A 25,767-nucleotide genomic window follows, 5' to 3' on the forward strand; every position below is an offset into this window, starting at 1 on the left:
CCCGAGCAGGAAGCGGTGACCAGATGGCGGCACACGGGAGGGTGGCGGACTCGACGCCGGAGCTCGACGCCGAGCTGGACCTGCTGGAGGAACGGATCGGGTGGGACCTGGCCGAGTCCCTCGCCCAGCTGGACCGGCTGATCGAGACGCTGCGACCGCTCGGCGAGGACGACCTGTTCTGGCGGGCGACGCTGCTGCGGGCGGAGGCCATCGAGCGTCAGGGTGACAGCGCGACCGCGGCCCGGCTCATCGGCGAGGTGCACCGGTGGGCGGCCGAGCACGGCTCGCAGCGGCTGATCTCCCGCACCCACCGGCTGCTGGCCCGGATCGCCACCAACACCGGTGACCTGGGCGGTGGCCTGGAGCACATGCTTCAGTGCGTGACGGCGCTGGGCGACGACACACCCCCGGCGGAACGGGTCCTGGCACTGATCAAGCTGGCCGACGCGTTCGCCGCGACCGGGTCGATGGCGGCCGCCCGGGAACGTTTCGAGCAGGCCTTCGCGGCCGCCACGGAGATCGGCCATCTGGAACGCCAGACGACCGCCTTGAACAACTACGCCTACAGCGAGTACGAGGCCGGCGAGCCGCAGCGCTCCTGGGAGGTGCTGCAGCGGCTGCGGGCCCTCAGTCAGGCGCACGGCCGGCCCCTGGACGCCGCCGAGCTGGACACGGTGGCCCGGGTCGCGCTGGAGCTGGGACACGTCGAGGAGGCCGAGCGCGCCGCCCGCGCTGCGCTCGATCAGTATCCGCAGGCCCCGGTCGAAGCCGACGCGCAGGCCGCGTACCTGCTGACGTTCGGCATGGCCCGGCATCGGCGGGGGGATCTGGAGGGCGCTGGGACGGCCCTCGCCGAGAGCGCGCAGCTGTGTGAACGGCACGGGCTCGGCCGGCTGGCCGCCGGGGTGCTGGCCGAGCAGGCCGCCGTGCTGGCCTCGGCCGGGCGATTCGAGGACGCCTACCGCAGGCTGTGCGAGGCCAACGCGGCCGAACGGCGCCAGCGCGATGCCGACCGGGAGAAGCAGGCCCGCACCCTGCAGGCGGCGTACGAGGTCGCCGACGCGCGCCGGCAGGCCGAGTCGTTCCGCGACCAGGCCCGTCGCGATCCGCTGACCGGGCTGCACAACCGCCGGTTCGTCGACGAGCGCCTGCCGGGGCTGCTCGCCCGCTGTGCCGCCGACGGAGCCCCGGTGATCGCCGCCCTGCTCGATCTGGATCACTTCAAGCAGATCAACGACTCGCTCTCCCACCAGGCCGGCGACGCCGTTCTGGTGGCGTTCGCCGGTCTGCTGGCACAGGTCGAGGTAGGCGCCGACGGCTTCGCGGCCCGGTTGGGTGGTGAGGAGTTCCTGCTGGTGATGACCGGCGCCGCCGTACCGGAATCGATCATGAAGGTGGCGGATTTCCGGCAGGCGGTGCTGGCCCACCGGTGGGCGCCGATCACCGGCGAACTGCCCGTGACGGTCAGCATCGGCGTCACCGCCGCGGCGCCCGGCGGTACCGTCGCGGACCTGCTCGGTCGAGCTGACGAGGCGCTGTACGCCGCGAAGCGGGCCGGGCGCAACCGTGTCCACCTCGACGAACTGGCCGACTTGGCGGACCGCCGGCAACGCCGCGATTGAGCCGCCTCCGGCGGATGCCGGGGGAGCTCCGCCGGCACACCGACCTGGCCGACGATTCATCCCCGCTCAGCTGCCACTGATCCCTCGGCTGTCGAAGACCTCCTTCGCGGCGAAGGTCGCGTTCAGGGCCCGCGGAAAACCGGCGTAGACGGCGGCGTGCAGCATCGCCTCGATGATCTCATCCGGGGTCAGGCCGACGTTGAGGCACGCGCCGACGTGCACCTTGAGCTGAGGCTCGCATCCGCCGAGGGCGGTCAGCACGCCGATCGTCACCAGCTGCCGCGAGCGTGCGTCGAGTCCCGGCCGGCTGTAGATGTCGCCGAAGGCGAACGCCGCCACGTGGTGGCCCAGGGCGGGGGACAGGTCGGCGAGCGAGTCGATCACCTTGCTCCCGGCCTCGCCGTCGATCTCCCGAAGGACCTCCAAGCCGCGGTTGCGGCGTTCGAGGTTGTCCGCGCTGTCGATGTCGTGCTGCGTCGTCCTCATGGCTGAGCCGCTCCTCCGTACGTGGCGATCTTGTATTCGGTGGCCGCCAGAGCCAGCTGGATCTGCTTGAGCTGGTTCCGCAACGTGTCGCGGTGCTCAAGGAGCAGGTCGAGGCGGTCAGGGATGGTGGCGTCGCCGCCATCCACGAGGGCGATGTAGTGGCGCAGGTCGCTGATGGCCATCCCCGACGTTCGCATGCGGGTCAGGAACACCAGGCGCCGTACGGACGCGGCGTCGTAGACGCGATGCCCCGCGCGGTTACGAGGCACCGCGATCAAGCCGATCCGTTCGTAGTAGCGCAAGGTGTGCGGGCTCACGCCGACGTGGCCGGCCGCCGTCGCGATGTCCCACTGCCGGGCCGGGTCGTCCCGGATCAGATCCTGCAAGGCCTCGACCGACACACCGCCGGGCGGGTCGACGGCCAGGCGCAACGCGTCCGCCAACTGTTCGTTCACGTCCATGGCCAGGAGGCTAGGGCTTCGAGCGCGCTCCAACGCAAGCCCAGGCGTCCGGATCTGCCGCCGGTCACCTTTCGCGGAGGTGACCCGCCGTGGTGGGGTGGCGTGGTGACAGTTCTGCGAGTGCGGGGCCTCGCTCTGCCCGAAGGTGAACCGATCGATCTCTATGCCGACGGTGACCGGTGGACCCTGGATCCGGTGGCGGGCGCCGAACTCGTCGCGGAGGGTTGGATCCTGCCCGGACTGGTCGATGCGCATACCCATCCCGGAGCCGAGGCGCCAGGCCGGCCACTGGACGCGGATCTGTTGACAGAGGACCTGCGGGCGCATCTGGATGCGGGAGTCACACTGATCCGCGCGCCCGGGCTCGCCGGCGACCCTCCCGACTGGTTCGGTCGGGCGGACGGCAGCCCGCGCGCCTTCCACGCCGGCCCGTGGATCGCTCAGCATGGACAGTTCATGCCGGGCTGGGGCCGGCGCCCCGAACTGACCGAGCTACCCGCCGTCGCGGCCGAGCAGGCCGCCCGCACCGGGTGGGCCAAGATAGTGATCGACTGGCAGCCGGACGACGATGTGATGCCGGTCGGTGTGCTCCGTGAGGCGGTCGAGCGTGTGCACGCGGTCGGCGGGCGCCTCGCTGTGCATTCGCAGCAGGCGGCAGGCGGATCGGTGGCCGTCGAGGCGGGTGTGGACTCGGTGGAGCACGGCATGGGGCTGGATCGGGATCTGTTGCCGCGTATGGCGGAGCGCGGCATCGCACTCACCCCGACCTTGTCGGTGATCACCGCTTCGCTGGCGAGGATCGTCGCTGAACCAGGGGACACGAACAGAAGGTGGTACGTGCCCGGCGCGAGCGCCCACGCCCGGCTCACCGCCGCCGCAGTCGAGGCCGGGGTCGTCGTCCTGGCCGGCACGGATTCCCGGCCGCACGGTGGCATCGCCGATGAGGTCCGGGCACTGGTGGCAGCCGGTGTGTCGCCGCATCAGGCGCTCGCCGCGGCGTCCTGGACCGCCCGGTCGTATCTCGGGCTGCCCGGCCTGGTGGATGGCGGGCCGGCTGATGCGGTCGTGTTCGGCACCGACCCGCGAGCCGATCTCAGTCAGCTCAGCACACCACGAGCCGTCATCGTCCGCGGGAAGCGCGTCCGTTGAGTAACCGGATCCGCCGGTGCGCCCTTCCTCGCCGACAGATTGTTCTGGCCGACGTCCTTTCTGCGACACCGTGGCATCCAGCGATCCGACGCCCGGTTCTCCAGGTGTTTCGGCCCCGAGGAATCGAGCCCTGGATCCGAGCCGACCGCCGTCGCGGCCCGCCGGGACCCGCCGGAACGGCGTCGAGCAAGTCGACCCCGGCCCGGCCGGCCCCGGAACAGGCGCTGATCAGCAGTAGAGGTTGGCGCCCGGGCTCACGCCCAGAATGCCGGTGAACCGGTTGTACGCGTCGACGCGGCTCTGCACCTGCGCCGGGTTGCCGCCGTTGCACTCCAGCGAACCGTTGATGCTGCGGATCGTCTCGCCGAAGCCGCGGCTGTTGACCATGGCGTCGTGCGGGGTCATCGTGCCCGGGCCGCGCTGGGTCATCCAGTACCAGAGGGCGGTCTGGTAGGCGACCGACGTCTCGTTCTTCACCCGGTCCGGGTTGTTCAGCAGGTCGATGCCGAGCGCGTCACCAGCCGCCTTGTAGTTGAAGTTCCAGCTCAGCTGGATCGGCCCGCGACCGTGGTAGGCGCTCTGCCCGGCCGGGCACCCGTACGACTGGCTGCGGTCGCAGTAGAGCGGCCAGTTCGCCTGATTGAGTTCCTCGACGTAGACCAGGCCTCCGGACTCGTGGTTGACGTTCGCCAGGAAGGCGGCGGCCTCCTGCTTGCGGACCGTGTCGCTGCCGGTGGTGGTGAAGGCCGGGAACTTCTTCATCGCGTCGATCAGGCCGGCGTACGAGTAGAACCCGATCCGGTTCGGGAACATCTGGTTGAACTGCGCCTCACTGACCGGGAAGCCGCTGGATCCGCCACCGCCGGGCGGCGGCGTGGTGCCGCCGCCGCAGGCGCCGTTGTCGGCCCACACGCCGGAGCCGCCGGTGCTCGGCGTTTCGCCCTGGGTCCACCACTTGGCCGTCCAGTTGTGGCTGTTGTAGGACGCGCGCATGCCGCCGGTGTAGACCGTCGAGCCGCTGTACGCGGCGGCGCAGGCCTCTGCCGCGCTCGACGTCGACATGGGCAGAACCGCCGCGGCGACGCCCACCGCGGCGACGCTGACAACGGTGAGGAGCTGCATAAGTCTGGACATGACTCACCTTCCGTACGTCCGGCACGTACTGGTGCGAGGGGGATGTAAGCATCGACTCAACTAGATCCGCACAGCTCATGTCAAGACGAACTGTTAACAAACCTCAGAATCAGAGTCGCCTGGATCAAGGCAGCCCACCTGTCGTCGCGGCGCTGCTCGGCGCTGACGCGGCGGCCGCGGTCGTGAATGCTGGGCGGTGTGAGCGTCAGCCGCCGACCAGTAGCCCGGCCGGCGTCACCGCGAGAAGGACGCAGCTCGGCCAGCCGGCGGCGGCCGCTCCGTCCGGCCCGCCCTGGCGTGCTGACCTGCACCTGAACGGCCGCTCGTGACGGTATTGTCGGTGTGGAGATGATGCGGCCGGACCGCGACGGGTATGCCGAGAAAGATCCGACAGCGATGGCCAAGACCGCCGAGGAACCACAGCCGTGGACCGTTCCGACCGCCAGCGTGTCGCTCGGCGGTGGGCCGGCCCGGACCTGCCGGGTCTCACGGGAAAGCGACGGCACGCTCCGGCTGGACCTCACCGGGTTCGCCATGATCGGTGTCGACGTGACCCTGCTCTGGACCCAGAACGGCGCCGGCTTCAGCATCGAGGGCACCGTGGTGCCACCGCCTGCCGATGGCGTGCCCGGGGTGTACATGCGGGTGGATACCAACGTGGGCGCCGTCGACCGGCGACGCTTCCGGCGTGTCTCGGTGCAGGTGCCGGTCGTCCTGATCCTGCCATCGGGTCAGATGTTCCCGGGTCTCGCGATCGACCTGTCCCTGGGTGGTGCTCGCGTCATCGTCGATCTCGACGTCGACGACCTCGGCGAGGACGCCTTGCTCGACATGGTCGACGGGCTGGCTCCCGGCCAGTCGGTCACCCTCGAGATGCTGCTGCCGGACGGCCCCGCCGACCTCACCTGTCACGTACGCGGCAGCGACGAACTCGGCGACGTCCGGCTGGTGTTCGTCGACGTGGCCGCCGAGGTCCGCGCCCGGCTCGACGCCTTCCAGAAGACCCAGTAACCCCCGGTGGGTCACGACGCTGCCGGCTCCTGGCGTCGTTCACCCGGGCACGCGAACGCCGCGAGCACTGTCGTACTGATCCGGTCGGCACCGACGTCTTCAGCGAGCCGGCCCGCGGTGATCTCCTCGGCGGAGCCGTGGACCACCTGGTAGAACACGCTGACCATCCAGGCCGTCGGCAGGTCGGCGCGCAGCGTACCGGCAGTTCCGCCGCGTTCGAGCAATTCCTCGACCCGGCCATGGCCGGGTGGTGATGCTCCCGGCTCCGACCGGTCCAGCCGTCGCGTGGCAAGACTTGCCCGGACGTTCAGGTAACCGGGTTAACCGTTCGGGCCATAGATGCGCATCGCTGAAGGCCCTAGCGTCGGGCCGGAACGCCTGACCGACTCACGGGGGAGACTTCGATGTTGAGGCGTGTACTCGTCGCTGTCCTGCTGATGGCGCCGCTGGTCGCGGTGGCGCCATCAGCGGCGGCGGCCGACCCCGCACCCACCGTCCTCGAACAATTGCGCCAGCGGGTCCAGGATCGGGCCGCGCCGCGGTTCGACGGGACCGTCCGGCTGCCCGACCCGGCACCGCAGCAGGCTCCGGCCGCTCGTCCCGCGGCCAAGTCCGCAGCCGCGGATGGTTGCCAGCCGGCTGGGTCCGCCTATCTGCTCTGTGACCAGCCCGGCACCGAGCATCCCGACCCCGCGCGGCTGCGCACCAGCGGCCGGTCCACCCTGGCGGTCGACCCGATCCCGTTGCCTGAGTGGTGTTACGAATACGCGTACCGAGGATGGCAGTACTACCGGCAGGACGGCTGCGCCATCCAGAGCCGGACGGCCACCATCGTCGACCGCAACACGCGGGAACCGGTCGGCGCGATCAACTACCTGCTCGCGGAGAACGTCTTCACCGCCGACGACATCCCCAACTTCGGGCGCCAGGCCTTCATCTCGCCGTTCGGCGGCTGGGGCCTCGGCCTGAGCCCCGGCACCACCGTCGTCGGGGAGCTGACCTGCTCCGGAGCATGCCTCTCGCTGCCCATCCCGTTCGGGCCACAGCCGGCCACCCAGGAATCGGTGGTCAAGGCGATCGGTATCTTCCCGATCCGGACGCTGGCCGCCGGCGCCGTCGACTACGCCAACAGCCGCGTCACCTACACCTTCCTCAACCCGCTGTGGGAGCCCACCCCGATCACGCCGGACCCGGCGCCACCGCAGATCCGATGCGACAACGCGGTGCCCGGCTACGCGTACGTCGGCTGTGTCTTCCCCGGCTTCGCGCCGATCTATCAGTACGCCCGCAGCGGTCTCTACCCGGAGCTGGCCGAGCACATCGGCGACGCGCAGGGCTCCGGGCTGCCCGGCGCTCCCGGCACGCCGGCCCTGCACCGGATGGTCGATCCCGCCCGGCAGGACGCGAACGGGAACCGGGCCTGCCCGCGCCGCTATCCCCGGCCGGCGACCAAGAGCTGTGACGAGTACCCGTTCCGCTCCACCATCGAGGGAGCGAGCACCGCGGTGCCGCAGGGGGTCGCCCGGACCTTCAACTGGTGCACGATTCCCGAGCCGATCGGGACCACCGGGCCGACCGGCTACAGCGTCTGCATGATCGACGCGCGGCAGAACTCCAACGGCGGATCGGCCCTCAACACCGGGCTGTACCAGTCCGAACGGGTGATCGACGGGGATGCCTTCTACATCGAGATCGTCGGTACCGGCGGCGGCACCAGTCCCTTCCCGCCCGACTATCCGCCGTCGGTCAACGCCGGACCTGACGTGTCCGGCTATGAAGGGGACTCCATCGAACTCGCCGGCACCGCGACCGACGACAACGGCACGCCGACGGTGACCTGGTCCTACGCGGCCGGGCCGGACGTCGATCCGGGCGCCACCTGTACCTTCAGCGGCGGCGGCAGCACGGCCACCACCGCGATCCGGTGCACCGACGACGGTACGTACACCGTCACCATCCACGGTGACGACGGCATTCACGACGAGGCGAGCACCGACTCGGCCACCGTACGGATGGTGAACGTCGATCCGCGGATCCGGCGCAACACGCGGGATCTGAACGCCGCCGCGGACGTCCCGGCTCTGGGCATCGTCTCGCCCCGCCCGTGGCAGGTCTACCAGGTCGGCGACCCGGTCACGCTGACCACCAACTTCGAGGACCCCGGCAGCAACGACACCCACACCTGCACGATCGGATGGGACGACGGCACCACAAGCAACACGGTCGCCGACGGTCACGTCTGCGGCGGCGCCCACACCTACCAGCACGCCGGCATGTACACGATCACCCCCGGGATCACCGACGACGACGGCGGCACCGCCGAGCAGACCAGCGTGTTGATCATCGTCTACGACCCGGACGGCGGATTCGCCACCGGCGCCGGACACTTCACCTCGGCCGCCGGAAGCCTGCCCGCCAATCCCACCGCGACCGGCAAGACTCACTTCCAGTTCAATCCGAAGTATCTGCCGCACGACACCGGCCCGGTGCCGAGCAACGGCAAGGCCAACCTGAAGCTCGAAGGTGGCGCCTTCGACTTCACCTCGACCTCGCTGTCCTGGCTGGTGGTCACCCAGGACGGCAAGACCGCCGTCTCGGGAACCGGCAGTGTGAACGGCAAGGCCGGGTACGGCTTCGTCGCGTACGGCTACGAGACCGGCCACTTCCGGATGGTCGTCTGGGATCTCGCCAAGGGTGCCTACCCCACCACGGACAAGATCTACGACAACAGCCCATCCCTGGAGTACGACCTGGACCGCGCCCGCCTGCAGCCCATCGACGCGGGCAGCATCCACACCCACTGAACCGGCTCACCGGGACGCGCTCGAAAGCACGAGCGCGTCCCGGTAGCGTGGGTGCCATGGCCGTGATCGAGGTCGCCTACCACCAGTTCTGGCTACTCGACGAGGGATGCCGCCCGGATCCGCAGACACCCGTCGGCAACGGCCTCGCGGGTGTGGCTGGTCTCGGCGTCGTCAAGGTCTGGACCGGGATAGCCACGGGGCCGGCCACCGTTTCGCTGCGCGCCTTGACCGCCGGCCCACCGCCGGACGAGGCGGCAGAGTGGGATGACGTGGTCGAACTGAGCCTGGCCGCCCCGACCGGTGCGGTACGGGCGATGGCCCTGATGGCTGATCCACCCGCTGAGCTCGGACCGCTGACGACAGCCGGTCCAGGCCCCTATCGGCTGCGAGTGCATGTGCGCGGTCGCGACTCCGCGCCCGACGAGTCCGTGTCCGCTCCGGTCGAGGACTATCTGCTGGTGGCGTGGCCCGCCCCTGACGAGCCGGAACGGATCCTGCGCCAGACCGACAGTTACGGCGCCCAGGTGCGCCGATCCGAGGCGGCTGCGCCGCCTTCACCATCACCCTCGCCGGCCCGAATCGATGCGCTCCGCGAGCAGCGCCGCAGGGCGCTGCGCGGCCTCCGCTGAGCCGCCGAATGCACCGTGCGAGATTCATGATCGGTGCGTTGTCGGAGCGATGCCGGATCGCTCGTGACCGGCGCGAACGGCGCCGGCAAGAGCACGCTCATGCGGCTGCGGCTGATGGCCGGTGAGCTTCGCGCCGACCACGGAACGGTCACCGTCACCGGCCGGGTGGGGCATCTGGGCCAGCGGGAGACCCCGTGGCCACCCGGCATGACGGTGCTTCAGGCGTACGCTCAATCACGCACCGGCGAGCCGCAAGAGCACGCGGCGGCCCGGCTCTCGCACGGCCTGCCCACCCTGGCGGAACTTGATCTGCGCGTCGGTGAACTCTCCTACGGCCAGCCCGCCGCATCGAACTGACCCCGCTGGTCAGCGAACCGTCGACCTGCTGTTGCTGGACGCGCCCACCAACCACCTCGGGCCCGCGCTGGTCGAGCAGCTGGAGCAGGCGCTGACGGCGTACCTGGGCGCCGTGGTGGTCGTGACTCACGATCGCCGGATGCGAGCCGCCTTCACCGGCTCCCATCTGGAACTCCGCGACGACCGCGCCGGGCCTGGCGGTGGCGAGGAGCACAGCCCACGATGAGACTGCCAAGATCCGCTGGTCCATCGCCCGCGAAGGCACATCGTCCGGCCGGTTGAACGAAGGGGCGCCCAGAACGGCGACCCTTACGGAGGATGCGCTCCTTCATCAGTGGGTCGGTCGGAGTCAGTCCAATACGGTTCGGGCATGGACACGAGGCGTTCCCCTTTGTGGTCGGCTGCGCTTGTCCTCGCGATCTTCTTCGCGGGCGGATGCGGCGGCACCGGCGGCTCCCCGGACGCGGCAGGGGAGCCGGAACCCGAGCCGAGCGTGAGTTCCCCCATGATCACCGAGGTTCGGTACGGACAACCCGGCGTGCTGTCGACGGAGAGCGGAAACGTGGAGTATGTCATCGGCAAGCCCGAGGCGATGACGTTCCACGAAGCGGATTACGACGCGACCTCCGACACCTCGACCAAGCCCGGCAAGGCGTTCGGTGGTGCGGGTCAGCGTGCGGATACATGGTGTCTCAGGGCAGGTTGCCACCGGTGCGGAAGTGCAGCTGACGTACGAGGCGGCGGACGGAACCCTGGCGGGCGAGACGCTTCCGCTGGCGACCTACGAGAAGACGGATCCCCTCAGCGATCACCCGACCACGGTCACGACCGGCCAGAAGACGAAGGGCGAGGTCTTCTTCGAGTCGGGTGACGCGAGCGGCAAGGTGATAGCGGAAGCCGGCGGCCGCCGTCAGGTGGTGTGGCGCCGGTAAGGCGAAGATCGCCGGCGTCATCGGCATCTCGTTCCTCTCCAGCACGGCGACGATCTGCCGATAGGCGGATCGGCAGGACGGCGCCCGCTGTGGCGGTCGTTACATCGCAGAGTTAGGGGCTGGCCGGGCTTTGTTCGGTCTGACGGATGTCGAAAGAGCTGGCATGAGGAATGTCGCCCCAGCGCCGTGGCGCCATCTCGCCGCCACGGTCGGCGTCCTGCTGGCCGGCGTGGTGTGGCTCGGCTGGTGGTCCGCGACCGGCGGCGGTCCCCGGCCGTTCGCCTACGTCTTCGTGCCCGCCGGCATGGCCACCGCCGCGTTCGCGACCATGACCGTGGTGCGTGGCGGCCACCTGGTGCCGGCGGCCCGGCGCTTCTGGCTGCGGTTGTCCGCCTCATGCGCGTTCCTCACCGTCGGGTACGGGCTGCTGGCCGTCGCCGCGGTCCGTAGCAGCCCCGCCTACCCGGAGATGCCGGTCCCCGCGACCGTCTGCGTCTGCGCCGGCGTGTTCCTCGCCATCTACGCGGTGGCGCGGGTGCCGCTGGGTGTCACCAGCCGGCACGAGCTGGGCCGGCAGTGGCTCGACCGGGCGATCGCCTTCCTCGGCTGCGCCGCCGTGCTCTATCACTTCGGGCTGGTCCCGCTGATCTTCCGCTCCGGGCCGCGGGACCTCCCGCTCACGGTGATGATCCTGATGGCGTTCGTGCTGGCGGCGGCCAGCATCACGAAGGTCTCCTACATCAACGGCGGCCCGGTGGACCGGGTCGCGGTGCGGCTGCTCGCGGCGACCGGGCTGACCGGGGCCGTGGTGGCGCTGCTCGCGATCGACCCGTACTCCAACTGGCCGATCGTGGCCCAGGCCCTGGTCCTGCCGGTCGTCCCGGTGCTGGTCACGTTCGCCGTCTACCGCCAGCGGGTCGCCGCCGGCGTCTCCTCGCGCCGGCCGAACACCTGGCTGCCGTACCTGGCGGTGGCAGCGGTCCAGGCGCCGGTGGTCGACGTGCTGACGCACCGGACTGCCGCGTCGCCGCTGGTCGTCGCCGCGACAGCGGTCCTGGTGATCACGCTGGTCATGATCCGCCAGTACCTGGTGATCCGGGAGAACAGCCGTCTGCTGCGCGACCGGCAGGCCTCCGAGCTGCGCCTGCGCTACGAGGCCACCCACGATCCGCTGACCGGCCTGGCGAACCGCGTCCTCTTCCGGGAGTGGCTGAACGCGGCGCTCGACGCCGGCGACGTCGAGGTGCTGCTGGTCGATGTCGACGACTTCAAGGTCGTCAACGACTCGCTCGGGCACGATGTCGGTGACGTGCTGCTGGTCGCCTTCGCCGACACGCTGTGCCGTGCGGTCGGTGACGACGGCAGCGTGGCCCGCCTGGGCGGCGACGAGTTCGCCGTCCTGGTCGCCGGTCCGGCCGGCACCGCCGACCTGGTGGCGCAGCGCATCATCACCGCGATCCAGGTCCCGATCAGCGAGCACGGGTTGCTGGTGCACGCCAGCGTCGGCATCGCCACGGCGCCGGCCGGAGCCCCGGTGGGTGGCCTGCTCCGCGAGGCGGACATGGCGGTGCACACCGCGAAGCAGCGCGGCAAGGGCAACTGGGTGCGGTTCACCACGGACCTGGAACAGCCCGTGTACGCCGACGCCCGCCTCGGCGGTGACCTGCGCCGGGCTCTCGACGCCGGCGAGTTCCGCCTGCTGTACCAGCCCATCGTCGACCTGCGGGACCGCCGCGTGGTCGGGGTCGAGGCGCTGGTGCGCTGGCACCACCCGCAGCGCGGCCTGATCTCGCCGCTCGAGTTCATCCCGGCGGCCGAACGCACCGGTCTGATCGTGCCGCTCGGCCGGTTCGTGCTGCGCGAGACCTGCCGGCAGGCGGCGGCCTGGCTCGCCGAGTTCGGCCCCGACGCCCTGCAGAAGGTGGAACCCAACGTCTCGGTCCGGCAGCTGCACGACCCGGACTTCGTCGCCGACGTCCGGGCCGCGCTGGCGGACAGCGGGCTGCCCGCCGAGCGGCTGGTCCTGGAGCTGACCGAGTCGGCCGTGCTGCGCGGCCCGCGAGTCTCGCAGGTCTTGCACGAGATTCACGACCTTGGCGTACGACTCGCGCTCGACGACTTCGGCACCGGCGAGTCGTCGCTGAGCCTGCTGCGCGCGTTCCCCGCCGCCATGGTCAAGCTCGACAAGTCGTTCGTCGACGGCATCGAGGTGGGCCGGCCCGGCACGCCGGAGACCGACGCACGGCAGGCCGTGGCCCGCGCCGTGCGGCAGCTGGCCGGCGCGCTCGGCCTGGAGGCGGTCGCCGAGGGCATCGAGAACGAGGACCAGGTGCGGCAGCTGCGCCGGCTGGGCTACACCACCGGGCAGGGCTACCACCTGGGCCGGCCCATGGAGCCCGCCCGGATCACCGAGCTGCTCGCCGCCCAGCGCCAGACCGCAGTCGCCTGAGCCGGCGCGGGCCGCGAGCAGCGCGCGCTCGTCAGCTCATCGGGATGCCGACGCCGCCGGTGGACATCAAAGTCGGCGGTCCGTCTGTCTCAGGGGTACCGGTGCGCGGTCGATATGAGCGATCGTGAGTCCTCGTCAGCGGGCCGGGAAAGCAGTGCCCGCCACCGCGGCCGCCGTCGCCGTGGTGCTGGCCGGATGGTTCAACCTGACCACCGCCGGCCTGCGGTTGCAGGTGGTCTGCTGCTGGCTGGCGGTGGCGGTCTTCGCGTCCTCGATGTCGTATTTCGCCTTCCGGGCCAGCCGCCAGATGGACCCCAGCGACCAGCAGCGCCGGTTCTGGTCGGCGCTGGCGATCGCGGCCGCCGTGTTCGGGATCGGCGAGTGGGCGCAGGTGGTCACCGCGATCGTCAGCCCGTTGAGCCTGCCCGCGCTGACCGGCACCGGTCCGGTCCGGACGACGGCGCTGGGCGTCGGCTGCCTCGGGTTGACGCTGGTGGTCCTCTCCTATCCGATCCCGCACCGGTCCACCCGGGAACGGGTCTGCTACCTGCTCGACCTGGCGACCGTGGTGATCGCCGCCGCCACCTACGGCGTCTACTGGAGCGTGACGTCGGCCAGCGACCAGCAGTCGATCATGGCGGACGACCTGGCCACCGTGATCGCCGGGCCGGTCGTGGCGATCATGACAGCGTTCACCGTCGGGCGGCTGTACCTGAGCAAGGTCGCGCCGTTCAGCTGGCCCCTCGGTGTTCTCGGCCCGTTCGCCGCCATCGTGGAGGCGATGGCGCGCGCCCTCGGCCCCAACCTGGTGAGCGCGGGGCATCCCGGCGTCATCTTCTCGATGACGGTGCTCTCCCACGCCCTGCTGATGACCGCCGCCTGGGCCCAGTACCGGTCGGGCGGCGGGAGCAAGCGACGCCGCGACGACAGCCGCAAGCGGTCGTTCAGCATGCTGCCCTACGGAGCGCTGTGGCTCACCTTCACGCTGCTGGTGGTCAGTCTGGTACTCAAGGACTCCAGCCCCTGCACCTGGACGGCGGTCGCCGGCCTGGCGGCGATCACCGGTGTGGTGGTGGCCCGGCAGCTCATCTCGTTCGTCTCGAACGAGGAACTGCTGGTCGAACGGGACGCCCTGGCCGCCCGCCTGCACACCATGGCGTTCACCGACAACCTGACCGGCCTGGCCAACCGCGCCCAGTTCCTCGACCGCCTCGACGACGCCCTCGGCGACCGCGACGCCCAGGTGGGTGTTCTGCTGATCGACCTCGACGACTTCAAACCGGTCAACGACACCCACGGGCACGCCGCCGGTGACGCGGTGCTGGTGCAGAGCGCCGAGCGGCTGCGCGGCTGCGTCGGCCCGGACGACGTGGTCGCCCGGCTCGGCGGCGACGAGTTCGCGGTGCTGCTGGCCCGGTGCGGAGCCGACGACCTCGCCGCGGTGGCGGATCGAGTGGTCCAGGCCCTCGACCAGCCCTGCCCGCTGGCCAGTGGTGCCGAGGCGCGGGTCCGGGCCAGCGTCGGCGGGGCCGTCCCCCTCGACGGAAGCCGCGATCCGCTGGCCCTGCTGCACACCGCTGACCAGGCGATGTACCAGGCGAAATGCGCCGGCAAGGGCGCGTTCCGCCTGGCGGCGGCGTGATCGCTGCGAGGTCCGTTCACGGTGCCGCGGGCGATCCGGGGACGCTGCCAGGCGCGCTCCTGACCACGCCGCAGCCCCGGCCGGTCTCCGAGACTGGTGCGAGCAGCGGCCCGAGCGCCTGGCCGCTGCTCGCACCGGTACGCGGACGCCGGGTCAGGAGCCCTTGACCCATCCCGCGGTGAAGCGGGCGAGGTGGATGCCGCCGCTGTCACCGACCTCGTACAGGTCGCCGATGGTGCCGTCGGGCAGCACGGCCATCGTCGAGTAGCCGGCGCCGCCCGGCTTGATCAGCGCCCGGGCGGGCCAGGTGGTGCCGTCGTCCGCGGACAGTCGCACGGTGAGGTCGTTGCGGGCGCTCGGGTGGGCGTTGTTGCTGAACAACGCGGTTCTGGTACGGATCGGTGCCGCGTTCGCGCCGACCTCCGACGGGCGGAGGTAGGAGATCTCGTCGGCGTTGCACAGGGGATCCGTGAGTACGGCGCTGGCCGTGGCCGCGCCGAACGTGATCCCGCCGTCGGTGGACGTGGCGTAGAACCGGCTGCGGGTGCTGTTGTGGCGCATGTTCTGCACCACGGCGCCCGAGCCGCGCTCCAGGACCTTGCTCTCGTTGACCGGCGCCCCGGCGGAGCCCCCGCGCTTCCAGGTGACCCCGTGATCGTCGCTGTAGACGTTCGCGGCGTGACTGGTGCCCGCGGCGTCGCGATAGGCCACCGGCTGGATCAGCCGGCCGGTGCTGGTCTGGACGCCGTGGCCGGAGGAGAAGAAGACCTGCTGCCACGCCGGGTCCTTGGCCATCGGGTTCAGCTCGACCGGGTTGCTCCAGGTGGCGCCGTTGTCGGTGCTCTTGACGTACTGCAGGTGCATGCTGTTCGGGTCGTCGGCGGTGTTGAGCCCGGTGCCGGCCGACCAGAAGCTGATGCCCGGCCGGGGGGAGTAGGTGTAGAAGCAGTAGACGGTCCCGGTCGTGCGGTCCACCAGCAGGCTCGGATCGCCGACGCCTTCGCCGGTGGTGGCGGCGGCGTGGATGATGCGTGGTTGTTCGAAGGTGCGGCCGCCGTCGGTGCTGCGGATCATGGCGAGCTGGATGTTGTTGGTGCCGCCGCCGAGGTCGTACGAGCCGTCGACGCGGGCGTCGGCCACGGCGATGACCGTGCCGTTGCCGGTGACGGCCAGGCCGGGGATCCGGACCGATTTCGCGGTTCCGTCGTAGCGGCCGCCGGGTCCGTTGAGGTCGCGGATGACGGTCTGCGTGGTCAGCAGCGTCGTGACGGTCATCTGCGGGGTCCCGGCGGTCAATCCGCACCCGGTGGTGCCGCGCTGGGTGGTGTCGAATCCGGCGGCGGTGACCCGCAGCTGGTACGCGGTGCCGGCTCCCACCGTCCAGTAGTGCAGATAGGTGCCGCCGGCGGCCAGCGTGATGGTCCACGGCGAGTTGGCCCGGCCGGGCCAGGTGACGGTGAACGTCCGGGCGGTCGAGGTGCGGTTCTCCAGGGCCAGCTGCAGCCGGCCCGTCGTGCAGTCGTAACTCACCGGCGCGGACATGCCGGTGCCGCAGTGGAAGATGCCGCTCGCGGTGTCGTCCATCCCGCTGGGGGTGGTGGTGCGCAGCGTGTACGCCGTACCCGGGGGAAGGGTCCATTGCAGTGGGGTGCTGGCACCGGCGGCGACGGTCCGCGTCCAGGGCGAACCGCTGCGCCCGGTCCAGGTGACCGTGTAGGTCTGCGCGGTGGTGCTGCGGTTGTCGAGGACCAGCAACAGCTGGCCGGCGGCGCAGTCGGCACCGACCGTCGCGGTCACTCCGGTGGGCGCGGCGGCCAGCGCCCGGGTGCTCGGCGCCAGCGAGGCGCCGCATGCGACGACAGCCGTGACGGCCACGAGTCGTCGCCAAAGGGGTCGGGCAGAAGACAAGGCTTCCTCCGGGGGAAGAGGGGCTTACATCGGTCGTAGGACGTAGGATGTCATGCGAAGATAGGTTGCCGCTGACAAACCGTCAAGAGATCGATGTCCATACCCCGCGGCTCGCCACGCCCGCAGGGCGCCTGGCGTGGCGTACCGGGGAGGTGGTTTCAGCCCTGTTGTTCGGCCAGCCGTCGGCGGATACCGCTGAAGTGCTCGCGCAGGGCGGCCATCGACTCCTCGACGTCGCCGGCGCGGACGGCGTCGTAGACCCGGCGGTGGCGCGCGGCGATCTCGACCGGGGACTCGTCCGCCTCGCCGATGTCGGTGTGCAGGGCGTGGTAGACGTCCCAGAAGGCGGCGAGCAACTGGATGACGAGCGGGTTGCCCAGCGGCTCGTAGAGCAGTTCGTGGAACCGCTTGTCCGTCTCGGGGGAGACCGCGCCGGCCCGCGCCTCGGCCTCCATCTGTTCCATCACCGCGGCCAACTCGTCGGTCGGCGCGTTCGGCGCGGCGATCACCTGCTGGATCAGCCCCGACTCGAGGACTTCCCGGATCTCGACCAGGTGGCGCAGGTCGTTGCGGCCGGCCTGCAGGGACATCCGGCCGTGGAAGGTGAGCTCGTCGACGAGCGAGACCAGCGACATGGTGCCGACGTACATGCCGAAGCCGTGCTTGATCTCCACGATGCCGACGGCCTGCAGCGCCTTGAGGGCCTCGCGCAGCGAGTTGCGGCTGACGTTGATCTCGTCGAGCAGGTCGAGCTCGGTCGGCATCGGATCGCCGGCGGACAGGCCACGCTCCAGGATCAGCTGCTTGATCCGCTGCTGCACCTCGTCGGTCCGGCTGGGCCGCCGGGTGGTGGCGGCGGATGACCCGGTGCGTCGTCTCATCGGAGTCCCTATGTCGAATCGCCCCGTCCGTGCCGGGGATGTGCGGATTCTGTCATCAAAGCCTTCTGCCGGTCGCCCTTGACCGGGGAGGGAGGCCACCCTAAGGTACCGCATACGAAGTATGTTGGACGTAGGACGTCCTATAAATAGCTGATGGAGATGCGATGAACAGCAACGGCGTGTCGAGACGGGATCTGCTGCGGTACATGGGCGTCCTGGGCGCGGCCACCACCATCACCGCCGGACTCGGGGCGTGCGGCGGCGGCGACAGCGGTTCCTCCGGGTCCGGGAGCAAGACCATCGAGGCCACGCTGGCCTTCACCCTGTCCAGCGGCTTCGACCCGATGAACGCCTCCAGCGCGGTCGCGACCGCCGTCAACCAGCACATCTTCGAGGCTCTGGTGGACCTCGACCCGATCACCCGCAAGCCCTATCCGGCGCTGGCCGCCGCCCTGCCCACCCCGGGCGCGGACCCGCTGACCTGGACGGTGACCCTGCGCGAGGGCGCCAAGTTCTCCGACGGTACGCCGGTGACCGCCGAGGACGTGGTCTGGTCCTTCCAGCGGGTGCTGGACCCGGCCAACAAGGCGCTGATGGCCGGTTTCGTCACGTTCCTCGACAAGGTCACCGCCACCGACGCCAAGACCGTCGTGTTCACGCTCAAGACACCGTTCAGCCTGTTCCCGCAGCGCATCGCGGTCATCAAGATCGTGCCGAAGGCGAAGACCGGTGACCCGGCCGCGGCCAAGGCGTTCGACACCACGCCGATCGGCTCCGGTCCGTTCACGCTGGTCAGCGCGAACGCCACCGCCGGTGTGGTGCTGGGCGCCAACGCGAACTACGGCGGCTCCCGCAAGGCGCTGGTCGAGAAGATCACCCTGCGGACCACGCCGGACAACACGGCGCGGCTCAACGACCTGCAGGGCGGATCGTCACAGGCGATCGAGGCGGTGCCGTACCTGGACGTCAGCGCGGTCTCCGGCGGCAAGAAGGTGGACGAGAAGCAGGCGTTCAACCATCTCTTCCTGATGTTCAACTGCGCCGCGGAACCGTTCGACGACAAGCGCGTCCGGCAGGCCCTGCACTACGCCATCGACACCGACAAGCTGATCAGAACGGCGGTGCAGGGGCACGCCACCGCGGCCACCAGCTACCTCGACGAGGGCAACGCCGGGTACCAGAAGGCCGCCACCGTCTACCACTACGACCCGGACAAGGCCAAGGCGCTGCTCGCCGCGGCCGGTGCCAGCAATCTGTCGTTCGAGCTGGTCACCACGGACGCCGCCTTCATCAAGGACAGCGCCCCGGTGATCATCGACGCCTGGAAGGCGATCGGGGTCACCGCCACGCTCAACACCAACCCGTCGTCGGCGGTCTACGGGACCATCGTGCCGGGCGACGGCTTCCGGGTCCTCGCCGGCAGCGGTGATCCCAGCACCTTCGGCCCCGACGTGGACCTGCTGCTGCGCTGGTTCTACACCAATCAGACCTGGACCAGGGACCGGCACCGCTGGGCCGGCACGCCCGCCGCCGCCCAGTGCGCGAAGCTGATCGAGGACGCCGCCAAGTCGACCGGCGCGACGCAGACCGGCCTGTGGAAGCAAGCGCTCGACCTGGTCGCCGACGAGGTGCCGATCTACCCGGTCTTCCACGCCAAGACCATCACCGCTTTCGACCCGGCCAAGCTCAAGGACTTCCAGGGCGCGGCGACCACCGGGCTGTACTTCCTCGGCACGTCCCGCGGGTGACGTGTTCCGTGCGGGTGCTCATCTGCGCCGTGGCCGCCTGCGGGCGGCCACGCGCCTCCCATGAAAGGAGCGGCGGATGGATGCGTTCCTCGGCATCATCCTGCGCCGGCTGGCGGCGCTGATCCCGCTCATGCTCGGCATCATCCTGTTCATCTTCCTGGTCATGGCGTTGTCACCGAACGACGCCGCGCTCTCGGTGCTCGGCGACCAGGCGACACCGGAGCAGGTCGCCGCGTTCAACGCCGCCAACGGCCTGGACCAGCCGCTGCTCGTTCGCTATGCCGACTATCTGTGGGCGCTGCTGCACGGCGACCTGGGACAGACGTTCTCGTTGAGCGCGCCGATCGGTGGGATCATCGCCGCCGCGCTGCCGGTCACGCTGCAACTGACCGCCCTGGGAGTCAGCCTGGCCGTGGTCCTCGCCCTGGTCCTGGGCATCACCGGCGCGCTCTACCGCGACCGGTGGCCCGACCAGCTGACCCGGCTGATCTCCATGGCCGGCATCTCCATCCCCTCGTTCTGGCTGGCCATCCTGCTGATTCAGCAGCTGTCCACGATCGGCGGCGGATCGCTGCCCAGCGGCCACTACGTCGCCCCGTCCGAGTCGGTGAGCGGCTGGCTCCAGCACCTGATCCTGCCCGCCGTCGCCCTGGCCGTGCCGACCGGATGCGCGCTGGCCCGCGTCGTACGCACCTCGATGGTCGAGGAGTTGGACCGCGACTACGTGCGCACCGCGGTCGGCGCCGGCCTGCCCCCGGTCGTCGTGGTCGGCCGCAACGTACTGCGCAACGCCCTGCTCACCCCGCTGACCGTGCTGGGTCTGCAGACCGGATACCTGATCGGCGGCGCCGTGATCATCGAGGCGATCTTCACCCTGCCCGGCATGGGCACGCAGATCATGAGCGCGGTCCAGCAGAACGACATCGGCCTGGCCCGCGGCCTGGTGATCACCATCGCCTTGGGATTCGTCGTGGTGAATCTCGTCGTCGACCTGCTGTACCTGGCGGCCAACCCCCGGATGAGAGGAGCCCACTGATGCTCGCCGGAATTCGGCGCCTGCCGCTGAGCGCCCAAGTCTGCCTCGGGTTCCTGCTGGTCGTCGTCGCCGTCGGCATCGCCGCGCCGTGGCTGACCCGCTACGACCCCACCCAGGTCGCCCTCGCCCCGCCCTCGACCGGCCCGTCCGGCGACTTCTGGTTCGGCGTGGACCGGCTCGGCCGTGACATCTATTCCCGGCTGATCGCCGGCACCCCGCGCTCCCTGGTCATCGGCTTCGGATCGGCGGGCCTGGCGCTGGCGCTCGGCGCGCTGCTCGGCGCGATCGCGGCGACCAGCCGCCGGGCCCTCGACGAGACGGTCATGCGGGTCCTCGACGTGATCATGGCGTTCCCGACGATCGTGCTGGCCGCGATCCTGGTCGTCGCCTACGGCCACGACAGCGTGCCGGTCCTGGTCGGCGCGATCGGGTTCGTGATGATCCCGCAGATCGCCCGGCTGGTCCGGGCCAACGTCGCCGCCCAATATCAGGAGGACTACGTCGCCGCGGAACGGGTGATCGGCGCCGGCCGCGCGCACATCCTGCGGCGACACGTGGTCCGCAACTGCGCCGCGCCGATCCTGGTCTACACCACCGTCATGGTGGCCAACGCGATCGTCTTCGAGGCGTCGCTGTCGTTCATCGGCGGCGGCCTGCAGCCCGAGGCCGGGCCGTCGTCCTGGGGCAGCGTCATCGCCTACGGGCAGCAGCTGCTGGCCAGCGGCGGCTGGTGGGCCACGTTCTTCCCCGGCCTGCTGATCCTGATCACCGTGCTCTGCCTCAACATCCTGGCCGAGGGCATCTCCGACGCCTGGGCGGCGCCGGCCGCCCGGCGCCGGGCGGGCGCCGCGACCGGACCGATCGAGATCTCCGACGCCGAACGGGAGTCGGCGGTGGCCCTGCCCGGCCTGGCACAGGCGGCGGCACGGTTGGCGGCCACCGCACGGCCGCCGATCACCCAGGCCCCGATTGTTTCGGTACGAGACCTGCACCTCGGTTTCGCCGGCAGTCACCACGGGGTGGACATCGTCGACGGCGTCAGTTTCGACGTGCGCCCCGGCGAGGTGCTCGGCCTGATCGGCGAGTCCGGATGCGGCAAGTCGCTGACCGCGCTGACCGTGATGGGCCTGCAGCCGCGCGGCGCCCGGACGAGCGGCGCCATCGAGTTCGCCGGCACCGACCTGCTCACCCTGAGCACCGCCGAACGGCGGAAGATCATGGGCCGTCGCATCGCGATGATCTACCAGGACGCGCTGTCCGCCCTCAACCCGTCGATGACGGTCCGCGCTCAGCTCAAACAGATCATCAAGCGCGGCGGCACCCGCACCGCCGAGGAGCTGATGGCCCTCGTCGGACTGGACCCGATCCGCACGCTGTCGTCCTATCCGCACGAACTCTCCGGCGGCCAGCGGCAACGCGTCGTGATCGCGATGGCGCTGGCCCGCGACCCGCAACTGGTCGTCGCCGACGAGCCGACCACCGCCCTCGACGTCACCGTGCAGGCACAGGTCATCCACTTGCTGCTGCGCCTGCGCGCCGAGCTCGGCTTCGCGCTGATCCTGGTCTCGCACGACCTGGCGCTGGTCAGCGACGTCTGTGACCGGATCGCGGTGATGTACGGCGGCCGCATCGTCGAAGAGGGCCGCACCGCGCAGGTGCTCGCCGCGCCCACCCACCACTACACCCGCGGGCTGCTCGGGTCGGTGCTGTCCCTCGAAGCGCAGGCGCCGCGGCTCGTGCAGATCCGCGGCACCGTACCGTCGCCGGCGGATTTCCCGGCCGGCTGCCGGTTCGCCGACCGCTGCCCGCGAGCCACCCGCATCTGCGCGGACGTTCGCCCGCCGCTGGCCGACGTCCATGGCCACCTGGCCGCCTGTCATCACCCGGCGCAGGTCGAAGAGGTCGAGAAGGTTGCCGTCCATGACTGAATCATTGGCCGAACTGCGCGAGGTCAGCGTCGACTTCCGCGCCCCGGGCGGCTCGATCCTCAACCGGGCCCGAGTGCACGCGCTGACCCGGGCCGACGTGCGCGTCGCGCCCGGCGAGACCCTGGGCGTGGTCGGCGAGTCCGGATGCGGCAAGTCCACTCTGGTCAAAGTGCTCGTCGGGCTGCAACCACCGTCCAGCGGGACGGTGCACATCGGCGGGCGTGACATCTGGGCCATGAGGACCGCCGAGCGTCGCCGGCACGTCGGCCGGCTCGTCGGGATGGTCTTCCAGGACCCGGCGACGTCGCTGAACCGCCGGCTCAGCGTCGAGCAGATCATCGGCGACCCGCTCGACGTGCAGCGCTGGCGCAGCCCGGTGGAGCGCGGTGTCCGGGTCGGCGAGCTGATGGACCTGGTCGGTCTGCCCGCCTCGGCCCGGGAAGCGCTGCCCAGCCAGATGTCCGGCGGTCAGCGGCAACGCGTCGCCATCGCCCGGGCTCTCGCGCTGGAGCCGGCGCTGCTGATCGCCGACGAACCGACCTCGGCACTCGACGTGTCGGTCCGGGCGCAGATCCTCAACCTGCTGCTCGACCTGCGCACCCGCCTCGGGCTGGCCATGGTGTTCGTCTCCCACGACCTGCAGACCGTGCGCCGCGTCTCGGACCGGATCGTCACCATGTACCTCGGCCGCGTCGTGGAGGAACTGCCCGCCGACCGGATCCACGACGGGCGTCACCCCTACACCCGGGCCCTGTTCTCCGCGGCTCCCGGCCTGCTGCACCCGATGCGGGCCATCCCGCTGGTCGGCCCGGTCCCGTCCGCGGTCAGCCCGCCGACCGGGTGCCCGTTCCGCACCCGCTGCTGGCGGGCCACCGATCGCTGCGCCACCGAGATGCCGCCGTACGCCACCGAAGCCGACGGCCGCTACCGCTGCTACCACCCGATCACCGAACCTTCGGATCTTCCCGCTCAGGAGCCCGCATGACCAGCACCGCCGCCACCGCCGCCACGCCGGCCGGAACCCTCGTCCCGGCGCTGACCGGCGTGGTCCCCCCGGTGTGCACCCCCCTGACTCCCGACTTCGAGGTCGACGTCACCTCGCTGCTGCGGCTGGTCGACTTCCAGCTCGCCGGCGGCGTGGACGGCCTGTTCGTCCTCGGCTCCTCCAGCGAGGTCGCGTTTCTGCCGGACGCGCACCGCGCCGTGGTGGTCGACAGGGTCCTGCGGCACGTCGCCGGGCAGGTACCGGTACTGGTCGGGGCGATCGACATGACCACGCTGCGGGTGCTCGACCATGCCCGGCGCGCCGCCCGGGCCGGTTGCTCCGGCATCGTGGTGACCGCGCCGTTCTACACCCGCACCCACCCCGCCGAGATCGAGCTGCACCTGCGTCGCGTCGCGGAGCAGTGCGAGGCGCCGCTGTACGCCTACGACCTGCCGGTGTCGGTGCACAGCAACCTCGACCACGACATGCTGCTGCGCCTGGCCGCCGAGGGGCTGCTCGCCGGGCTCAAGGACTCCACCGGCGACGACGCCGGCCTGCGAGACCTGATCGTGGCCCGCGACGACGCCGGGCTGACCGGGTTCAGCGTCCTCACCGGTTCCGAGCTGACCGTGGACAACGCGCTGCGGATGGGCGCCGACGGTGTCGTGCCCGGCCTGGGCAACGTCGACCCGCACGGCTACGCCGCCCTGCACGCTCATGCCCGCGCCGGCGACTGGGAGCAGGCCGGCCGGGAACAGGAACGGCTGCTGCGCCTGATGCGCATCGTCCGGGCCGCCCCGGCGTCACGGATGGGCCGCGGCTCGTCCGCGCTCGGAGCCTTCAAGACCGCCCTGCGGCTGCGGGGCGTGATCGAGCACGCGGTCACCGCCCCGCCGCAGATTCCGCTGGACGACACCGAGACGGACTACGTACGCCGGATCCTGATCGCGGCGGGCCTGCTGTGAGCGCTGTCGCCGCTGTCGACATCGGCGGGACCAAGATCGCCGCGGCGCTCGTCGACGACGCCGGGGTGATCCGCGAGCGGATCCGCGTCGACACGCCGTCCGGTGCTCCCGCCATCCTGTGCGTGGTCGCCGAACTGGTCACCGACCTGCGCCGCCGCGGGGAGCAGAACTCGGCACCGGTGCAGGCGGTCGGTGTCGGCGCACCCGGTGTGGTCGACACCGCGGCGGGCGTGGTGCGTTCGGCCACCCAGATCGTGCCCGGCTGGGCCGGCACACCGGTCCGTGACGAACTGACCAGGATGCTGCGGCTGCCGGTCGCCGTCGCCAACGACGTCCGTGCCGCCGCGGTCGGCGCGGCCCTCGACCCGGCCCTGCGTGACTGCCCCCAGCTGCTGCACGTCTCCGTCGGCACCGGCGTCGGCGGCGCCCTGATCCAGCACGGGCGCCCGGTCAGCGGTCCGCACGCGGTCACCGGCGAGATCGCCCACCTGCTGGTCCCCGCCCAGGGCGCCATCGCCTGTGGATGTGGCCGGCTCGACCATCTCGAGGCGGTCGCCGCGGGGCCGGCCATCGCGGCCGCCTACGCCCGGGTCACCAACCGCCCGATCCGATCACTGACCGACGTGACCGCTCTGCTGCGCGCCGGGAACCAGGACGCCCGTGCCGTGGTGCGCGACGCGGCGCACCTCCTCGGCCGCGTCCTCGCCGGGCTGGTCGCCGCCATCGACGCGAACGCCATCACCCTCGGCGGCGGAGTCGTGCACGGCATTCCGGAATTCGCGACGACCGTCGCCGAGGCCTTCCGTGCCGAAGCGCTGCCACCGTTGCGGACGCTGCCCGTGCTGGTGCCGGGGACCGCAGCCGACGCGCCACTTCTCGGCGCTGCCCACCTGGCCCGGCAGCTCGGACAGGAGACCGGATCATGATCCTCGGCGACCTGCTGCCGGCCATCGCCGGCAGCCTCATCGTCTCGTGCCAGGCCGGGCCCGATCATCCGCTGCGTGACGCGCCGACGATCGCCCGGATGGCCCGGGCCGCGGTTCTCGGCGGCGCCACCGCCGTCCGGTGCGGCGGGGTCGGTGGCCTCGCCGACATCCGCGCGGTCGCCGCCGCCGTGGACGTACCGATCATCGGGCTCACCAAACGCGGCACCTCGGGCGTGTTCATCACCCCCACCGTCCACGACGCCGTCCAGGTGCTCGACGCCGGTGCGCACATCGTGGCCACCGACGGCACCCGGCGTCCTCGCCCGGACGGCGCCGGGCTGACCGCGACCGTCGACGCCGTGCACGCCGCCGGGGGACTGGTCATGGCGGACGTCGCCACCCTCGCCGACGCCGTCGCGGCAGTCGGCGCCGGCGCCGATCTGATCGCCACCACACTGTCCGGCTATACCCCGGACAGCCCGCCCGGGCCCGGCCCCGACCTGGACCTGATCGCCGCGCTGCGCACCGCGCTGCCGGCCACGCCGATCATCGCCGAAGGCCGCTACCACCAGCCCGCACAGGTCCGCGCCGCCCTCGACGCCGGAGCTCTCGCCGTCGTCGTCGGTACCGCCATCACCGACCCGGCCTGGATCACCGCTTCCTTCGCCGCGCGGACCGACCGTCCGCACCACAGCTGATCCAGGCACCACGCCG

At 71.0% G+C, this 25,767-nt stretch carries 21 protein-coding genes and 1 pseudogene; 16 read left to right on the forward strand and 6 right to left on the reverse strand.

The annotated features are described in order from the left end of the window. The first annotated feature begins 23 nt into the window (after positions 1 to 23). Entirely contained in the window at positions 24 to 1,622 is a 1,599-nt protein-coding gene (locus BJY16_RS27845; RefSeq protein WP_185042521.1) for a GGDEF domain-containing protein, read from the forward strand. Positions 1,623 to 1,688: 66 nt separating this feature from the next. Here BJY16_RS27845 and BJY16_RS27850 read toward each other — a convergent pair whose 3' ends face one another. Both BJY16_RS27850 and BJY16_RS27855 read right to left on the reverse strand, forming a co-directional pair. Continuing rightward, complete coding sequence (locus BJY16_RS27850; RefSeq protein ID WP_185042522.1) at positions 1,689 to 2,108, reverse strand: carboxymuconolactone decarboxylase family protein; 420 nt, start codon at positions 2,106 to 2,108, stop codon at positions 1,689 to 1,691. Then, entirely contained in the window at positions 2,105 to 2,569 is a 465-nt protein-coding gene (locus tag BJY16_RS27855) for a MerR family transcriptional regulator (RefSeq protein ID WP_185042523.1), read from the reverse strand. Before BJY16_RS27855 ends, BJY16_RS27850 begins: the two co-directional genes overlap by 4 nt. Positions 2,570 to 2,674: 105 nt before the next feature. On the opposite strand from BJY16_RS27855, the gene BJY16_RS27860 reads away from it, so the two are divergent. Then, positions 2,675 to 3,718 carry an amidohydrolase family protein gene (locus BJY16_RS27860; protein WP_185042524.1) on the forward strand — a complete coding sequence of 348 codons (1,044 nt, stop codon included), beginning with the start codon at positions 2,675 to 2,677 and terminating at the stop codon, positions 3,716 to 3,718. Between the two features lie 228 nt (positions 3,719 to 3,946). Here the strand turns inward: BJY16_RS27860 and BJY16_RS27865 are convergent, their stop codons facing one another. Next, positions 3,947 to 4,852: a glycoside hydrolase family 19 protein gene (locus BJY16_RS27865; protein WP_203759095.1), complete on the reverse strand. Its 906-nt coding sequence runs from the start codon at positions 4,850 to 4,852 to the stop codon at positions 3,947 to 3,949. A 348-nt stretch (positions 4,853 to 5,200) separates the two neighbouring features. Here BJY16_RS27865 and BJY16_RS27870 point away from each other — a divergent pair, with 348 nt between their 5' ends. Next, positions 5,201 to 5,863, forward strand: a complete 663-nt coding sequence (locus BJY16_RS27870) for a PilZ domain-containing protein (RefSeq protein ID WP_239177599.1) — start codon at positions 5,201 to 5,203, stop codon at positions 5,861 to 5,863. A gap of 11 nt (positions 5,864 to 5,874) precedes the next feature. On the opposite strand, the gene BJY16_RS27875 is transcribed toward BJY16_RS27870, so the two are convergent. Continuing rightward, positions 5,875 to 6,087: a hypothetical protein gene (locus BJY16_RS27875; RefSeq protein WP_185042525.1), complete on the reverse strand. Its 213-nt coding sequence runs from the start codon at positions 6,085 to 6,087 to the stop codon at positions 5,875 to 5,877. 180 nt (positions 6,088 to 6,267) lie between these two features. On the opposite strand from BJY16_RS27875, the gene BJY16_RS27880 reads away from it, so the two are divergent. The 6 genes and pseudogenes from BJY16_RS27880 (at position 6,268) to BJY16_RS48605 (ending at position 14,676) form a co-directional block, all read left to right on the forward strand. Next, positions 6,268 to 8,667 (forward strand): PKD domain-containing protein, encoded by a 2,400-nt coding sequence (locus BJY16_RS27880; RefSeq protein ID WP_185042526.1) that lies wholly within the window; start codon positions 6,268 to 6,270, stop codon positions 8,665 to 8,667. Between the two features lie 56 nt (positions 8,668 to 8,723). Beyond that, positions 8,724 to 9,296 carry a hypothetical protein gene (locus BJY16_RS27885; protein WP_185042527.1) on the forward strand — a complete coding sequence of 191 codons (573 nt, stop codon included), beginning with the start codon at positions 8,724 to 8,726 and terminating at the stop codon, positions 9,294 to 9,296. Positions 9,297 to 9,326: 30 nt separating this feature from the next. Next, positions 9,327 to 9,879, forward strand: a pseudogene (locus BJY16_RS49005) (ATP-binding cassette domain-containing protein); the annotation flags it as partial. A 436-nt stretch (positions 9,880 to 10,315) separates the two neighbouring features. Beyond that, positions 10,316 to 10,585, forward strand: a complete 270-nt coding sequence (locus BJY16_RS27895; protein ID WP_185042528.1) for a hypothetical protein — start codon at positions 10,316 to 10,318, stop codon at positions 10,583 to 10,585. Between the two features lie 163 nt (positions 10,586 to 10,748). Continuing rightward, positions 10,749 to 13,034 (forward strand): putative bifunctional diguanylate cyclase/phosphodiesterase, encoded by a 2,286-nt coding sequence (locus BJY16_RS27900; RefSeq protein ID WP_185042529.1) that lies wholly within the window; start codon positions 10,749 to 10,751, stop codon positions 13,032 to 13,034. Positions 13,035 to 13,158: 124 nt separating this feature from the next. Continuing rightward, positions 13,159 to 14,676 carry a GGDEF domain-containing protein gene (locus tag BJY16_RS48605; protein ID WP_185042530.1) on the forward strand — a complete coding sequence of 506 codons (1,518 nt, stop codon included), beginning with the start codon at positions 13,159 to 13,161 and terminating at the stop codon, positions 14,674 to 14,676. Positions 14,677 to 14,829: 153 nt separating this feature from the next. Here the strand turns inward: BJY16_RS48605 and BJY16_RS27910 are convergent, their stop codons facing one another. Both BJY16_RS27910 and BJY16_RS27915 read right to left on the reverse strand, forming a co-directional pair. Then, entirely contained in the window at positions 14,830 to 16,551 is a 1,722-nt protein-coding gene (locus BJY16_RS27910; protein WP_185042531.1) for an exo-alpha-sialidase, read from the reverse strand. A gap of 191 nt (positions 16,552 to 16,742) precedes the next feature. Further along, a complete protein-coding gene (locus BJY16_RS27915) occupies positions 16,743 to 17,465 on the reverse strand; it encodes a FadR/GntR family transcriptional regulator (RefSeq protein WP_185042532.1) in 723 nt (240 codons plus the stop codon). Positions 17,466 to 17,629: 164 nt separating this feature from the next. Between BJY16_RS27915 and BJY16_RS27920 the strand changes: the two genes are divergently transcribed. From BJY16_RS27920 to BJY16_RS27950, 7 genes are all read left to right on the forward strand, one after another. Then, a complete protein-coding gene (locus BJY16_RS27920) occupies positions 17,630 to 19,213 on the forward strand; it encodes an ABC transporter substrate-binding protein (RefSeq protein WP_185042533.1) in 1,584 nt (527 codons plus the stop codon). A 76-nt stretch (positions 19,214 to 19,289) separates the two neighbouring features. Beyond that, positions 19,290 to 20,249 carry an ABC transporter permease gene (locus BJY16_RS27925; RefSeq protein ID WP_185042534.1) on the forward strand — a complete coding sequence of 320 codons (960 nt, stop codon included), beginning with the start codon at positions 19,290 to 19,292 and terminating at the stop codon, positions 20,247 to 20,249. Next, positions 20,249 to 22,177, forward strand: a complete 1,929-nt coding sequence (locus BJY16_RS27930) for a dipeptide/oligopeptide/nickel ABC transporter permease/ATP-binding protein (RefSeq protein WP_185042535.1) — start codon at positions 20,249 to 20,251, stop codon at positions 22,175 to 22,177. The genes BJY16_RS27925 and BJY16_RS27930 overlap by 1 nt, the downstream gene beginning before the upstream one ends. Beyond that, positions 22,170 to 23,162, forward strand: a complete 993-nt coding sequence (locus BJY16_RS27935; protein ID WP_185042536.1) for an oligopeptide/dipeptide ABC transporter ATP-binding protein — start codon at positions 22,170 to 22,172, stop codon at positions 23,160 to 23,162. Before BJY16_RS27930 ends, BJY16_RS27935 begins: the two co-directional genes overlap by 8 nt. Beyond that, positions 23,159 to 24,127, forward strand: a complete 969-nt coding sequence (locus BJY16_RS27940; RefSeq protein ID WP_185042537.1) for a dihydrodipicolinate synthase family protein — start codon at positions 23,159 to 23,161, stop codon at positions 24,125 to 24,127. The genes BJY16_RS27935 and BJY16_RS27940 overlap by 4 nt, the downstream gene beginning before the upstream one ends. After that, the gene (locus BJY16_RS27945; RefSeq protein WP_185042538.1) at positions 24,124 to 25,053 is read left to right on the forward strand and encodes an ROK family protein; all 930 of its coding nucleotides are present in this window, start codon (positions 24,124 to 24,126) and stop codon (positions 25,051 to 25,053) included. Before BJY16_RS27940 ends, BJY16_RS27945 begins: the two co-directional genes overlap by 4 nt. After that, positions 25,050 to 25,751 (forward strand): N-acetylmannosamine-6-phosphate 2-epimerase, encoded by a 702-nt coding sequence (locus BJY16_RS27950; protein WP_185042539.1) that lies wholly within the window; start codon positions 25,050 to 25,052, stop codon positions 25,749 to 25,751. The genes BJY16_RS27945 and BJY16_RS27950 overlap by 4 nt, the downstream gene beginning before the upstream one ends. Positions 25,752 to 25,767: the final 16 nt, after the last annotated feature.

This window comes from Actinoplanes octamycinicus (assembly GCF_014205225.1).
In the GTDB taxonomy this organism is placed as follows: Bacteria; Actinomycetota; Actinomycetes; order Mycobacteriales; family Micromonosporaceae; genus Actinoplanes; species Actinoplanes octamycinicus.

Coding starts and splice junctions, on each gene's coding strand:
- BJY16_RS27870 (WP_239177599.1), top strand. CDS start 5,201: ATGATGCGGCCGGACCGCGACGGGTATGCCGAGAAAGATCCGACAGCG.
- BJY16_RS27855 (WP_185042523.1), bottom strand. CDS start 2,569: ATGGACGTGAACGAACAGTTGGCGGACGCGTTGCGCCTGGCCGTCGAC.
- BJY16_RS27880 (WP_185042526.1), top strand. CDS start 6,268: ATGTTGAGGCGTGTACTCGTCGCTGTCCTGCTGATGGCGCCGCTGGTC.
- BJY16_RS27930 (WP_185042535.1), top strand. CDS start 20,249: ATGCTCGCCGGAATTCGGCGCCTGCCGCTGAGCGCCCAAGTCTGCCTC.
- BJY16_RS27925 (WP_185042534.1), top strand. CDS start 19,290: ATGGATGCGTTCCTCGGCATCATCCTGCGCCGGCTGGCGGCGCTGATC.
- BJY16_RS27900 (WP_185042529.1), top strand. CDS start 10,749: ATGAGGAATGTCGCCCCAGCGCCGTGGCGCCATCTCGCCGCCACGGTC.
- BJY16_RS27865 (WP_203759095.1), bottom strand. CDS start 4,852: ATGTCCAGACTTATGCAGCTCCTCACCGTTGTCAGCGTCGCCGCGGTG.
- BJY16_RS27935 (WP_185042536.1), top strand. CDS start 22,170: ATGACTGAATCATTGGCCGAACTGCGCGAGGTCAGCGTCGACTTCCGC.
- BJY16_RS27920 (WP_185042533.1), top strand. CDS start 17,630: ATGAACAGCAACGGCGTGTCGAGACGGGATCTGCTGCGGTACATGGGC.
- BJY16_RS27850 (WP_185042522.1), bottom strand. CDS start 2,108: ATGAGGACGACGCAGCACGACATCGACAGCGCGGACAACCTCGAACGC.
- BJY16_RS27940 (WP_185042537.1), top strand. CDS start 23,159: ATGACCAGCACCGCCGCCACCGCCGCCACGCCGGCCGGAACCCTCGTC.
- BJY16_RS27915 (WP_185042532.1), bottom strand. CDS start 17,465: ATGAGACGACGCACCGGGTCATCCGCCGCCACCACCCGGCGGCCCAGC.
- BJY16_RS27950 (WP_185042539.1), top strand. CDS start 25,050: ATGATCCTCGGCGACCTGCTGCCGGCCATCGCCGGCAGCCTCATCGTC.
- BJY16_RS27885 (WP_185042527.1), top strand. CDS start 8,724: ATGGCCGTGATCGAGGTCGCCTACCACCAGTTCTGGCTACTCGACGAG.
- BJY16_RS27845 (WP_185042521.1), top strand. CDS start 24: ATGGCGGCACACGGGAGGGTGGCGGACTCGACGCCGGAGCTCGACGCC.